Raw genomic sequence first — 13101 nt, forward strand, 5'->3', positions numbered from 1 at the left:
AATGAAAGTTACTGATTTGAAACCGGAAGAATATGCCCGGTATTATGATACTTACCTGCCTTTGGTGGGCAATGAGTGGACACTTATAGAAGAGCTGGAAATAAGCGTTCACAGCCTTATTCGTTTTGTTCAGGATATACCCATGGATAAATATGATTACCGGTATGCTGAAGGTAAATGGACAATAAAAGATATCCTACAGCACCTTATAGACACTGAGAGGATATTCGCTTACAGAGCTTTGCGTTTTGCACGTAATGACAGTACTGAGTTGCCCGGATTTGACGAAAACCTGTTTGCCGCTACTGCTAATGGGGCGGAAAGAAAATTACAGGACCTTCTTACAGAGCTGTCAATAGTAAGGCAATCTACCATTATGCTTTTTAAGTCTTTTAATAGCGAAGATTTTTTAAAGCGGGGTATAGCTTCGGGCAATACTGCGTCGGTAAGGGCAATAGGTTTTATAATTATTGGTCATCAAAAACATCATTTGAATGTTTTTAAAGAAAGATATTTGTAAGGAGATTACTAAAACATAAAGGGCGGCATTTTAAAATGCCGCCCTTTATGTTTTAGTGCTTTCGGGTTTTATAATAATGCTTTATAAAGCGAATAGCCCGAAGTAATTATTATAAGTATTCCTACCATGAAAAACAAAGCCCTCTTGTTTATCTTTGAGGCAAGAAAAGCCCCAAAAGGTGCGGCAAGTGCGCCTCCGGCTATCAGGCCGAGTATTATTTGCCAATGCTTTACCCCAAGTATAAATACAAAAATGGCAGTGGCAAAATAGGTTATAAAAAACTCAGCAGTATTTACAGTGCCAATTGCTTCGCGGGGATTTTTGCCCTGACTTAAAAGGTTAGATGTAACTATTGGTCCCCAACCGCCACCGCCAATGGTATCTAAAAATCCGCCAAACAATGCAAGTAATGGTGCACCTTTTACTGCTTTATTTGTGTTTATTTTATTGGCAAATCCTTTATAGATAATATAGGAGCCTAATAAAATAAGATAACCAGATATATAAGGCTTTACAATATCACCATCAAAATAATCAGCAATAAGATAAGCTCCCAAAACGGCACCAAGTGTTCCTGTTACTACTATTTTAAAAAATAGTCCTTTATCAATATTCTTAAATTTTATGTGTGACAATCCGGATATGCCTGTGGTAAAAATTTCAGAGGTATGCACGCTTGCCGAAGCCAGGGCAGGAGGTATGCCAAAATTTATAAGCAGTGTGGTACAACTAACGCCATAAGCCATTCCCAAAGCACCGTCTACTACCTGAGCAAGAAAACCTACGGTCATAAATATAAAAAAGGTGCTGTCAAAAAGCAGTGTACCATTATAAAGTTCGCCAATAAGCAAGTAGGCAAAATAGCCCACAATTACTAATTTTAATAACAACATTGTAATGGCAATTTGTTTAAAACTAATAGTGTTCGTGGCTTTCTCCAGTTGCAATAAAATCCTGGTCATTCGATAGTTTTTAATTTACTATACTATTTCTATAGAGTAATAGTGTGTGCAAATATAATAAACAAATTTGCTTTAAGCAGTCATAAAAAGTGATAAAGATTTTTTAATAAAAAAAACCTTTCACAATGCGCTTCATTACATTTTACTTACCTAACTTTATTCTGTATAAATAAACACAATACACTTTATGGAAAACATTAATGCAGGCACAGAAGCTTTCGCAAACATTTTCGTAGAAGAAAGCCAAATTCCCGAGAAATTTAAAATAAACCCTATACACCAACGCGAATACCTTTTAAACGGGGAATTAGTACCATGGAGTGGTAAGACCATGGATATACTTTCGCCGGTATTTGTAAAATCTGACGGCAGCTACGGGCGCAAAGTGGTGGGATCTATCCCACAAACATCGCCAAAAGAGGCTATGGAAGCCCTTGATGCCGCTGTTGCAGCCTACAACAACGGACAGGGAGAGTGGCCAACCATGAGTGTGGAGAACCGTATTAAATGCATGGAAAAATTTGTGTATTTAATGATAAAGGAGCGCGATGAGGTTATAAACCTGCTTATGTGGGAAATAGGTAAAACCCTTGCAGATTCTACTAAAGAGTTTGACCGTACAGTTGAATATATTAACGCTACCATAGATGCGCTTAAAGACCTTGACCGTGAGTCATCGCGTTTTCAGCAGGCTGAGGGCACGTTGGCACAAATTCGCCGCTCGCCTCTTGGAGTAGTGCTAAGCATGGGGCCGTTTAACTACCCGCTTAACGAAATATTTACTACACTCATCCCGGCTCTTATAATGGGTAATACCATATTGTTTAAGCTGCCAAAGCATGGTGTGCTGGCGCACTACCCGTTGCTTAAAGCATTTAAAGAGGCTTTTCCTCCGGGAACGGTAAACACGCTTTACGGAAAAGGATCGGAAATTATATCGCCAATAATGGAGAGCGGCAAGGTAAATGTTTTAGCGTTCATTGGTTCAAGTAAAGTAGCAAACGGGCTTAAAAAGCAACACCCTAAAGTAAACCGTTTGAGGGCTATTTTGAGTCTTGATGCTAAAAATGCTGCCATTGTAACTAAAAATGCCGATCTTGATGTGGCAGTTAACGAGTGTTTGTTAGGTGCATTATCATTTAACGGGCAGCGTTGTACAGCACTTAAACTTATATTTGTTCAAAAAGACATTGCTGATGCGTTTGTACAAAAGCTTAGTACTGCAGTTTCTGCAATGAAACCCGGATTGCCGTGGGATAAAGATGTAAAAATAACTCCGCTGCCTGAGCTTGACAAACCTGCCTATCTTAAAGATTGTATTGAAGATGCCATTGCTAATGGGGGTAAGGTTATTAATGAAAACGGTGGTGTTACTAACGGATCGTTAGTATTCCCTGCGGTTGTTTATCCTGTTAATGATAAAATGACGTTGTATCATGAAGAGCAATTTGGCCCGATCGTGCCGGTTGTGCCTTTTGAAACTATAGATGAGCCTATCAAATATCAAATAGAAGCCTCTCATGGCATGCAGGTAAGTATATTTAGCAATGACGCTCAGGAGGTGGCAAACCTTATTGATCCATTTGTTAATTTGGTAAGCCGTGTTAATATTAACTGCCAGGCGCAGCGCGGACCCGATGTTTTTCCTTTTACAGGCCGTAAGGACAGTGCTGAGGGTACACTATCGGTATTTGATGCGTTGCGTTCGTTCTCAATTCGATCATTGGTAGCTGCAAAAAATACTGAAGCTAATAAGGAGTTGCTAAACACCATAGTACGCGACCATGATTCTAATTTTTTAAGTACCGACTATATTTTTTAATCGTTTGTATTCAAAATATAACTTAAAGAGGCTTCGGCCTCTTTTTTATGTAAACCTATTTTAATTAATTTTTAACAGTCTTATTGCTTCAATTTGAAACCTAATATGTAGTTTTGTGCTTTAGTGTTTATCATTTTTGCTGCTTTTAAGCAAATATGTTTAATACTTAGTGTGTTTGTGTTGGTGTTCGAATACTTTTAGTATTAGAACAAAAACTTAGGCGGAGGCTTGTAGGGGGCCTCCGCTTTTATTTATTAGCATCTTCTTTTATAAAAAATACAAATTGTCAATTTTTTAGGCTTAAACGATATTTCATTTGTATTTTTAAATCATCGTTTATTCTTGTATCTGTTGTAGAGATAAAGCGGAATAATCCCAAATAAAATAATTGAAAAACCTATTACTATTAAAAGTATAGCGTACGGCCAGTGCATAATTCTGAATAGATAACCCAGCCCAAGGATTACACAGGCAGGATAGGTTAAAATATAATATGTTTTCCTCATCACATTAAAATTATTTCTAATTTCAAATGTAATTCTTTATTTTTTGCTTTTTGATAATAATCTTGCTACACCTGAATCACACCCGGATTATACTGTTTTTCAATAGGGCAGTGGTTGGCGGCTTCTATACCTAAAGATATCCATTTTCGGGTATCTATTGGGTCTATTACAGCATCAGTCCACAAACGTGCAGCAGCATAATAAGGCGATACCTGCGCATCATATTTAGCTTTTATTCTGTTAAACATTTCGGTTTCTTTTTCAGGGGTTAGCGTTTCGCCTTTGGTTTTAAGTGATGCAGCTTCAATTTGCATGAGCACTTTGGCAGCCTGTGCACCGCCCATAACGGCAAGCTCGGCACTTGGCCAGGCCACGATGAACCTGGGATCATAAGCTTTTCCGCACATGGCATAATTACCGGCTCCATAAGAGTTGCCTATTACAACAGTAAATTTTGGTACGACTGAATTGCTAACAGCATTTACCATCTTGGCACCGTCTTTAATAATACCGCCATGCTCTGATTTAGAGCCAACCATAAATCCTGTAACATCCTGCAAAAACACCAACGGAATTTTCTTTTGGTTACAGTTGGCTATAAAACGGGTAGCTTTGTCGGCACTGTCGCTATAAATAACACCACCAAATTGCATTTCGCCTTTTTTTGTCTTAACTACTTTGCGCTGGTTGGCTACAATACCTACAGCCCAACCGTCTATACGGGCATAGCCGGTAATTATGGTTTGGCCGTAACCCGCCTTGTATTCTTCAAATTCGCTGCTGTCAACCAAGCGTTTAATGATCTCCATCATGTCATACTGCTCGTTGCGAAGGTTTGGTAATATGCCATAAATTTCTTCCTGTGCCAATTCGGGTTTATGTGCTGCAACCCTGCTGAATCCCGCTTTGGTATAATCACCGATTTTATCTACAATGTTCTTTATCTTGTCAAGGGCATCCTTATCATCCTTCGCTTTATAGTCTGTTACTCCCGATATTTCGCAATGAGTAGTAGCGCCGCCAAGTGTTTCATTATCTATGTTTTCGCCAATGGCAGCCTTTACGAGGTAGCTTCCGGCTAAAAATATGCTTCCGGTTTTGTCAACAATAAGTGCTTCATCGCTCATTATAGGTAAATAAGCACCGCCCGCCACACAACTGCCCATAACGGCAGCAATTTGTGTTATGCCCATACTGCTCATAATGGCATTGTTTCTAAAAATGCGGCCAAAATGTTCTTTATCAGGAAATATTTCATCCTGTAAAGGCAGGTACACCCCGGCGCTGTCTACCAAATATATTATAGGTAAACGGTTTTCTATGGCTATCTCCTGTGCACGGAGGTTCTTTTTGCCTGTAATAGGAAACCACGCCCCGGCTTTAACTGTAGCATCGTTAGCAACAACAATGCACTGTCGGCCTTTTATATAGCCTATTTTTACTACCACGCCACCACTTGGGCACCCACCATGTTCCGGGTACATGTCTTCTCCGGCAAAAGCACCTATTTCTATAGCATGAGCATCGGCATCCAGTAAATAGTTAATGCGCTCACGTGCTGTCATTTTGCCTTCGGCGTGCAGCTTTTCAATACGTTTTTCTCCGCCTCCCAATTTTACTTTGGCAAGTTTTTGCCTGAGTGTGCTCAAAAGAAGTTTGTTGTGGTCCTCGTTTTTATTGAAATTAATATCCATACTTTTATGGTATTATAAATATAATTACATTTGTTCACTGCTAAAATACGAAAACGTTTGTAAATAAAATATTTTTTTGAAATACTCATAAAAATATTGTTATTACTCCCTTTTGCTTTAATAACCTCATGTTTATAATTACTTAATAATTTCTTAACATTGGAGATTTACATTTGCACCATAAAATTTGATATAAATGTCTATAAACAGTATCTTCCAGTTTCTTGTACCAAAGGATAAAAAATTTTTCCCGCTTTTTGAGCAGGCAGCACAAAACCTTGTAATTCTTGCCCAAACGCTACACGAGGCTGTAAATGCCCCTAAAGCAGAAAGAGAGGCTTATTTTAAAAAAATAGAAGAGCTTGAGGCTGTTATAGAGGAGATAGCGCATAAAACCAATCTAGAACTTAGCCGTAATTTTATTACCCCGTTCGACAGGGAGGATGTGCATGCACTTATTACAGCTATGGACAATGTAGCAGATTATCTTTATGGTGCAGCTAACCGTATGAGGCTGTACCAGGTAGAAAAAATTACAAAGTCTATCCGTAAAATGACCGAGATAACTCTTGAAAGCTGCCAGCTTATTCAGGTTGCAGTGGGCGATCTTAAGGATATGAAAAACCTTAAAGGCATTGCAGAGATATGCATCAGGCTTAATAAACTTGAAAATAAATCAGATAACGTTTTTGATAAAGCAGTTGCTGATATATTTGAAAATGAGACCGATGCTAAGAATATTATTAAATATAAAGAAGTACTGTCGTCGTTAGAAACTGCTGCCGATAAATGTAAAGGAGTAGCGAATGTACTGGAGTCTATTACAGTAAAACATTCTTAAATACCAATTACTTAAGCAAAGCTTTATGACGCTACTTATAATAATAATTGTGCTTGCGTTAGCGTTCGACTTTATAAACGGTTTTCACGACGCAGCAAACTCTATAGCAACCATTGTGGCTACCAAGGTGCTTACACCTTTTCAGGCAGTGCTTTGGGCTGCTTTCTTTAACTTCCTGGCCTATTTTATATCTATGTATATAGTGGGCGAATTTAAAATTGGTAACACTATTGCCAAAACCGTTAGCGAAGATTTTATTACCCTTGAGGTTATTTTTGCAGGTCTTGTAGCGGCAATTACATGGAACCTGCTTACCTGGAAACTGGGCATCCCATCATCATCATCGCATACACTAATTGGTGGTTTTATGGGTGCGGCACTGGCCCATGCTTTTACTATTCCGGGTGCCGACCTTAATACGGTTGTTAATTATGCCAAGGTGTTGCCTATTGTGCTGTTTATTTTTGCTGCACCGTTTATAGGTATGGTTGTGGCTTACTTTATAACCATTTTTATCCTGAATGTTTGCCGTAATGCAAATCCGTCTAAGGCAGACAAATGGTTCAGGAAATTGCAGTTGGTATCATCGGCTCTATTCAGTTTAGGCCATGGTGCTAACGACGCACAAAAAGTTATGGGTATTATTGGTGCTGCCGTAATATTTTATCATACTAATATAGATGTAGATCCTAATTATCTTGTAGAAGATCCGTTTAAATATTTTGTTCAGCACTGGTATTGGGTACCTCTTGCCAGCTTTATGATGATTGGTCTTGGTACTATGAGTGGTGGCTGGAAAATTGTTAAAACCATGGGCTCTAAAATTACTAAGGTTAACTCTCTTGAAGGTGTGGCGGCCGAAACTGCAGGTGCTATTACACTTTATGCTTCAGAACATATGGGTATTCCGGTTTCTACAACGCATACCATTACAGGTTCTATTATAGGTGTGGGTATTACAAAAAGGATATCTGCCGTGCGTTGGGGGGTAACCATAAGCCTGCTTTGGGCATGGGTTCTTACAATACCTGTATCTGCAATAATTGCCGGATTAATGTATTACGTAATATCGTTGTTTACTTCTTAGGAAAATTCTGAAGACATAAGTCATTCAGTTATTCATAAAAACTTTATAGCCGTTTTAACAAAGCGGCTATATTTTTTTTGTAGGCATAACAGTATCTTTGGTAAGCATCCACTTACAGAGTTACTTATGTACTACAAGAAAAACCTATGCCTGCTTTCTTTTTTGTTATTAATGACTTCTGTTGCCGGCGCTCAGGTAAGTTCGGCCTTTAATAACAACAGGCAGCGTTCTATGGCACAGCGTTGGGAGCTGGATACCCTTACTTCTGCCGGGACATTTGTATTCACGCCCTACAAGCCTATCTACATTCTTCCGTTCAGGTGGTCGAGCCAGCCTAACGACAGGCCCTATAGTGGCAATCCGTCAGAAGGCTACGTTATTCCCGAGGGCCAGGATTTTAATAACATTGAAGCTAAATTCCAGATAAGCTTTAAAGTAAAAATACTGCAAACCATTTTTGGACGCTACGGCGATCTTTGGGTCGCTTATACTCAAAAATCGCACTGGCAGGTATATACAAGCAGTCTTTCTAGACCGTTTAGGGAAACTAACTATGAGCCTGAGGTTATACTGAATTTTGCAACCAACCTTAAAATGTTCGGATTTACGAACCGCATGACCGGCGTTAGCTTTAACCACCAGAGCAATGGTCGTCCTATGCCGTTGTCGCGAAGCTGGAACAGGATAATATTTCATGCCGGGTTTACTAAAAACAACTGGCAGGTGTATCTGCGCCCATGGATACGGTTGCCTGATGATGCAAAAGGCGATGACAACCCCGATATAGTTGATCGCATAGGCAGGGGAGATGTAACAGTTACTTACAGCATGGGGAGAAGCGACCTGTCTTTTATAGGGAGCTCTAATTTTAGCTTTAACAGGCATTTTAGCGGATATGCTGAGGCTGCATGGTCTTATAGGTTGTTTGGGAATTTAAAAGCTTATCTGCAACTCACACATGGCTATGGCGAAACCCTTATAGATTATAATAACAGGCAAACAACCATTGGTTTAGGTGTATCGTTAATTGAATGGAATTAGATTAGAGTTTTTAATACTTCGTAATTTATCTGTGCTAAAAAAGTGTTATTGATAAAATTGTGCTACTATTTGACGATTTTATGCTATTCTTAATCGTTGTAGTGCTATAACTTTGATAGAATAAAACTAAATTCAAATAGTTATGAGCACAATTGCAGAACCAAAAAAAGAGAACTTAATTAAGCTCCCTGAACTAAAAATCAAATATGATAATTACATAAACGGTCAATGGACTGCACCTGTAAATGGTAAGTACTTTGACGTTATTTCGCCTACTAACGGTAAAAAATTCTCAGAGGCGGCACATTCTTCTAAAGAAGATCTTGAGCTTGCTGTAAATGCAGCCGAAAAAGCTTTTAAAACCTGGGGCAAAACTTCGCCTACATATAGGAGTAACCTGTTATTTAAAATAGCACAGGTTATGGAAGATAATCTTGAGGCACTTGCGGCTGTAGAGACTTATGATAATGGTAAGGCTGTACGTGAAACTCTTAACGCAGATATTCCGTTGGCAATAGACCATTTCAGGTATTTTGGCAGCGTACTGCGTGCTGAAGAAGGATCGGCTAACGAACTGGATGAAGACACACTTTCTTTAATTATACATGAGCCAATTGGTGTTATCGCACAAATAATTCCATGGAATTTCCCAATACTGATGGCAGTATGGAAACTTGCTCCGGCACTTGCAGCGGGTAATACAGTTATTTTAAAGCCTGCCGAGAGCACACCAATTTCTATAATGTATCTTTTCGAACTTATAGGGCATTTAATTCCTGAAGGTGTTGTAAACATTGTAAATGGCTTTGGTGCGGAATTGGGCAAGGCCTTGGTAACAAATCCTAAGGTTAAAAAAGCAGCCTTTACAGGTTCTACGGCAACTGGACGTATGGTAATGCAGTATGCTACCGAGAATATTATTCCGGTTACTTTAGAGCTTGGTGGTAAATCACCAAACGTTTTCTTCCCATCGGTAATGGATGCTGATGACGAATATCTTGATAAGGCTATAGAAGGTGCCGTACTGTTTGCTCTCAATCAGGGCGAGGTGTGTACCTGTCCGTCGCGTTTGTTGGTACACGAAGACATTTACGATGCTTTTATAGAACGTGTCATAGAGCGTGTAAAAGCCATTAAAATTGGTAATCCGTTAGATCCTACTGTTATGATGGGTGCACAGGCAAGCAAAGTGCAGTATGATAAAATATTGGGATACATTAAACTTGGTAAAGAAGAAGGTGCCGAAGTACTTGTAGGTGGTGCTGCCAACCATGTAGACGGTCTTGAGGAAGGCTACTACATTAAGCCGACACTCTTTAAAGGTAATAATAAAATGCGCATATTCCAGGAAGAGATTTTTGGGCCTGTACTTGCCGTAACAACTTTTAAAACTACCGAAGAGGCTCTTGAAATTGCCAACGATACTATTTATGGGCTTGGCGCTGGTGTATGGACACGCGATGCGCACGAACTCTATCAGGTGCCGCGTGGCATAGAGGCAGGCCGTGTATGGGTAAACAACTACCATAACTATCCTGCAGGTGCACCATTTGGAGGATACAAGCAATCGGGTGTAGGACGCGAAAACCACAAAATGATGCTTGATCACTACAGGCAAACCAAAAACATGCTTATATCTTACGATAAAAAGAAATTAGGCTTTTTCTAAGATAATTTTTTGGGGTTGCAGGCTGCTTTTGCGGCCTGCATTTTTTATGCTTTTAAATAATACAAATAAAATAAGAATGTCTCAAACAATGAAAGCAGCACGTTGGTATGCTGCAAAAGATATCCGTGTCGAGCAGGCAGAAATTCCTGTTGCCGGAAAAAAACAAGTAAAAATTGAAGTAAAATTTGCAGGTATTTGTGGGTCAGACCTACACGAATACAGTCATGGCCCAATGCTTATTCCTGTAGATAAACCTTATTCACTTAACGGACATCAGGGAGTTACCACACTTGGGCACGAATTCTCAGGAGTGGTGAGCGAAGTGGGCGAAGGTGTAACCACCGTTAAACCCGGAGACAGGGTAGTGGTAGAACCGCTTTTTAAAAATCCTGACAGTCCTTTTATTGCTAATGGCGAATATAATTTATCTGAACCGCTTGGTTTTGTGGGCTTAACATCAAACGGTGGTTTTGCAAAATATACTGTAGTAGAAGATTATATGGTGCACAAAATTCCCGATACGATGAGTTTTGAACAGGGTGCGCTTGTAGAACCTGCTGCCGTAGCTGTTTATGCTGTATTGCAAAGTGGTTTAAAACTTGGGCAATCATGTGTTATTTATGGTGCCGGGCCAATTGGTTTGTTGTGTGTGCAGGCTGCTATTGCTGCTGGTGCAGCAAATGTAATAGTGGTCGATATTGCCGATAAAAGGCTTGAAAAAGCTAAAGAGGCAGGGGCAACACATGTTATTAACGGTAAAGCTGACGATGTAGTAGCGCAAATACAAAAACTGACCAATGGAGGTGCTGATGTGTTTCTTGATGCTGCCGGGGTTCAGGTTAGTTTTAATAACGGAATAAAAAGTCTTCGCAATGGTGGTACTGCAGTGCTTGTAGCCCTGTTTGGAAAACCTGTTACGCACGATGCTTTTGCACAAGTGGTGCGCGAAATTACAATCAAAGGTATTATTGCATACAGGAATATATTTCCGCAGGTTATAAGTCTTATAGACAGTGGCCGCATGCCGGTAGAAAAACTGGTGACACAAAAAATTGGTCTCGACAATATTGTTACTGATGGTTTTGAAGCTCTCGTTTCCAATCCGTCTCAGGTAAAAATATTGGTAGATATAAACGGATAATTCTAAACTTATTTCAGGCATACGTAAAATAATGTCTGTTTTTTTAATCTAATTTTTTTTAAAAAATTACCTGTTTTAAAATTTAAAGCAGGTAATTTCTTTAGGCTTTTAGAATATACAATAAAAAGTATGTTCAGGGCTGTTATGCCTTTTCTTAGCCAAAATTGTAAATGATTTAACCATTAAACAAACATAAATTATGCTTCCAAAAACAATGAAAGCCGCTGTTGTGCGCGAATTTGGAAAGGATCTTCAGATAGAAGAAGTAGAAGTTAAACGTCCCGGCAGAAACCAGATATTGGTTAAGGTTATAGCCAGTGGTGTTTGCCATACCGATTTGCATGCCGTAGAAGGAGACTGGCCTGTTAAACCAAAAATGCCTTTAATACCAGGCCATGAGGGTGTGGGCTATGTAGTTGCTGTAGGGCCTGATGTAAACAATGTAAAAGAGGGCGATGCCGTGGGTGTGCCCTGGCTGTATAGTGCCTGTGGTGGTTGCGAATATTGTATTACCGGATGGGAAACGCTTTGCGACAGCCAGCAAAATGGAGGATATAGCGTAGACGGAGGTTTTGCCGAGTATGTAATTGCCGATGCGCGCTATGTGGGTAAACTGCCCGACAATGTAAACTTTATGGAAATGGCTCCTATTCTTTGTGCCGGGGTAACTGTTTATAAGGGACTTAAAGAAACAGAGACCAAACCTGGAGAGTGGGTTGCTATATCGGGTATTGGTGGTTTGGGCCACGTGGCTGTACAATATGCAAAAGCAATGGGAATGCATGTTGCTGCCATTGATGTTGATGACACAAAACTTGACCTTGCAAAACGCCTTGGTGCAGATTTGGTTGTGAATGCAAAAAATCAAAATCCGGGAGAATATCTTAAAAAAGAAGTAGGGGGTATGCACGGTGCACTTGTAACGGCTGTTTCGCCCATTGCATTTAAACAGGGTTTAGAAACATTAAGGCGAAAAGGCACTATGGCATTAAATGGTTTGCCCCCGGGCAATTTTGACCTTTCTATTTTTGATACGGTACTTAACAGGATCACTATAAGAGGATCTATCGTAGGTACACGTAAAGATTTGCAGGAGGCCATAGAATTTGCCAATGAAGGTAAAGTAAAAGCTAATGTAACTGCAGCCAAACTTGAAGATATAAACGAAGTGTTTGACAAAATGAAAAAAGGCCAAATAGACGGGCGTATGGTTTTAGATATTGCAAACACTTAGCAAAAATAACCTGTTGTTAACCTAACTAACCCAATTTGTAAACCTTAAGGCCATAATGTATTATATGTAACGTTGGCCCCCAAATTCACTGCATAAAAAGTTATGGTCTTAGAGGTTTATGTTTTAATTTAAGCTATTAGTTATGATAAAAAGGCTCGATGCTACCGATAAAGCCAGGCAGCTGATAAAGGAAATTTCGGCTGATTTTGGCGACTTGATGTTTTATCAGGCAGGCGGATGCTGCGAGGGTACGCAACCGCAATGTTTTGAAAAAGGAGGATACTACCTGCGCAGCAATGATGTGTGTATAGGAGAAGTGGAAAGTTTTGAATTTTGGGTAGACCGCGACCTGTTTGAGTATTGGAAGCATGCCCATTTTGAACTTGATGTTGTAGATGCGTTTGGTGCAGGCGGTTTTTCGTTAGAATCTCCGCGAGGAAAATCGTTTAAAGTAAATTACAGGATATTTACTCCCGAAGAAGAAAAGAATTTAGAGCCTGTGCGCTTGAACGAGGATTAGTTTTGGTTGTAAGTTGATGGTTGTTGGATTTTCAAATAACCGAATTACCAAATCAGCAAATTAC

General features: G+C 39.6%; 11 protein-coding genes. 9 read left to right on the forward strand and 2 right to left on the reverse strand.

Annotated features, from left to right (window positions below; translation table 11 throughout):
• The first annotated feature begins 1 nt into the window (after position 1).
• Positions 2–520, forward strand: a complete 519-nt coding sequence (locus tag GR160_RS00925) for a DinB family protein (RefSeq protein WP_160747952.1) — start codon at positions 2–4, stop codon at positions 518–520.
• 68 nt (positions 521–588) lie between these two features.
• Here GR160_RS00925 and GR160_RS00930 read toward each other — a convergent pair whose 3' ends face one another.
• On the reverse strand, positions 589–1482 hold the full coding sequence (locus GR160_RS00930) for a sulfite exporter TauE/SafE family protein (protein WP_160747953.1): 894 nt from the start codon (positions 1480–1482) through the stop codon (positions 589–591).
• 187 nt (positions 1483–1669) lie between these two features.
• Here GR160_RS00930 and GR160_RS00935 point away from each other — a divergent pair, with 187 nt between their 5' ends.
• Positions 1670–3304: an NADP-dependent glyceraldehyde-3-phosphate dehydrogenase gene (locus GR160_RS00935; RefSeq protein WP_160747954.1), complete on the forward strand. Its 1635-nt coding sequence runs from the start codon at positions 1670–1672 to the stop codon at positions 3302–3304.
• A 571-nt stretch (positions 3305–3875) separates the two neighbouring features.
• Here the strand turns inward: GR160_RS00935 and GR160_RS00940 are convergent.
• Positions 3876–5504, reverse strand: coding sequence for an acyl-CoA carboxylase subunit beta (locus tag GR160_RS00940; protein WP_160747955.1), 1629 nt, complete (start codon positions 5502–5504; stop codon positions 3876–3878).
• Between the two features lie 196 nt (positions 5505–5700).
• Between GR160_RS00940 and GR160_RS00945 the strand changes: the two genes are divergently transcribed.
• The 7 genes from GR160_RS00945 to GR160_RS00975 all read left to right on the forward strand — a co-directional run bounded on the left by GR160_RS00945 (position 5701) and on the right by GR160_RS00975 (position 13037).
• Positions 5701–6345 carry a DUF47 domain-containing protein gene (locus tag GR160_RS00945; protein ID WP_160747956.1) on the forward strand — a complete coding sequence of 215 codons (645 nt, stop codon included), beginning with the start codon at positions 5701–5703 and terminating at the stop codon, positions 6343–6345.
• A gap of 25 nt (positions 6346–6370) precedes the next feature.
• A complete protein-coding gene (locus tag GR160_RS00950) occupies positions 6371–7432 on the forward strand; it encodes an inorganic phosphate transporter (protein WP_160747957.1) in 1062 nt (353 codons plus the stop codon).
• A 126-nt stretch (positions 7433–7558) separates the two neighbouring features.
• On the forward strand, positions 7559–8473 hold the full coding sequence (locus GR160_RS00955; protein WP_160747958.1) for a phospholipase A: 915 nt from the start codon (positions 7559–7561) through the stop codon (positions 8471–8473).
• Between the two features lie 142 nt (positions 8474–8615).
• The gene (locus GR160_RS00960; RefSeq protein WP_160747959.1) at positions 8616–10142 is read left to right on the forward strand and encodes an aldehyde dehydrogenase family protein; all 1527 of its coding nucleotides are present in this window, start codon (positions 8616–8618) and stop codon (positions 10140–10142) included.
• A gap of 88 nt (positions 10143–10230) precedes the next feature.
• Positions 10231–11283, forward strand: a complete 1053-nt coding sequence (locus GR160_RS00965; protein WP_160747960.1) for a 2,3-butanediol dehydrogenase — start codon at positions 10231–10233, stop codon at positions 11281–11283.
• Between the two features lie 199 nt (positions 11284–11482).
• The gene (gene adhP, locus GR160_RS00970; protein WP_160747961.1) at positions 11483–12517 is read left to right on the forward strand and encodes an alcohol dehydrogenase AdhP; all 1035 of its coding nucleotides are present in this window, start codon (positions 11483–11485) and stop codon (positions 12515–12517) included.
• A gap of 142 nt (positions 12518–12659) precedes the next feature.
• The gene (locus tag GR160_RS00975) at positions 12660–13037 is read left to right on the forward strand and encodes a DUF779 domain-containing protein (RefSeq protein ID WP_160747962.1); all 378 of its coding nucleotides are present in this window, start codon (positions 12660–12662) and stop codon (positions 13035–13037) included.
• The last annotated feature ends 64 nt before the right edge of the window (positions 13038–13101 follow it).

The organism is Flavobacterium sp. Sd200 (assembly GCF_009826935.1).
In the GTDB taxonomy this organism is placed as follows: domain Bacteria; phylum Bacteroidota; class Bacteroidia; order Flavobacteriales; family Flavobacteriaceae; genus Flavobacterium.

Excerpts from the sequence above, each read along its gene's own strand:
- GR160_RS00925 (WP_160747952.1), top strand. The coding sequence starts at position 2 with ATGAAAGTTACTGATTTGAAACCGGAAGAATATGCCCGGTATTATGAT.
- GR160_RS00930 (WP_160747953.1), bottom strand. The coding sequence starts at position 1,482 with ATGACCAGGATTTTATTGCAACTGGAGAAAGCCACGAACACTATTAGT.
- GR160_RS00935 (WP_160747954.1), top strand. The coding sequence starts at position 1,670 with ATGGAAAACATTAATGCAGGCACAGAAGCTTTCGCAAACATTTTCGTA.
- GR160_RS00940 (WP_160747955.1), bottom strand. The coding sequence starts at position 5,504 with ATGGATATTAATTTCAATAAAAACGAGGACCACAACAAACTTCTTTTG.
- GR160_RS00945 (WP_160747956.1), top strand. The coding sequence starts at position 5,701 with ATGTCTATAAACAGTATCTTCCAGTTTCTTGTACCAAAGGATAAAAAA.
- GR160_RS00950 (WP_160747957.1), top strand. The coding sequence starts at position 6,371 with ATGACGCTACTTATAATAATAATTGTGCTTGCGTTAGCGTTCGACTTT.
- GR160_RS00955 (WP_160747958.1), top strand. The coding sequence starts at position 7,559 with ATGTACTACAAGAAAAACCTATGCCTGCTTTCTTTTTTGTTATTAATG.
- GR160_RS00960 (WP_160747959.1), top strand. The coding sequence starts at position 8,616 with ATGAGCACAATTGCAGAACCAAAAAAAGAGAACTTAATTAAGCTCCCT.
- GR160_RS00965 (WP_160747960.1), top strand. The coding sequence starts at position 10,231 with ATGAAAGCAGCACGTTGGTATGCTGCAAAAGATATCCGTGTCGAGCAG.
- adhP (WP_160747961.1), top strand. The coding sequence starts at position 11,483 with ATGCTTCCAAAAACAATGAAAGCCGCTGTTGTGCGCGAATTTGGAAAG.
- GR160_RS00975 (WP_160747962.1), top strand. The coding sequence starts at position 12,660 with ATGATAAAAAGGCTCGATGCTACCGATAAAGCCAGGCAGCTGATAAAG.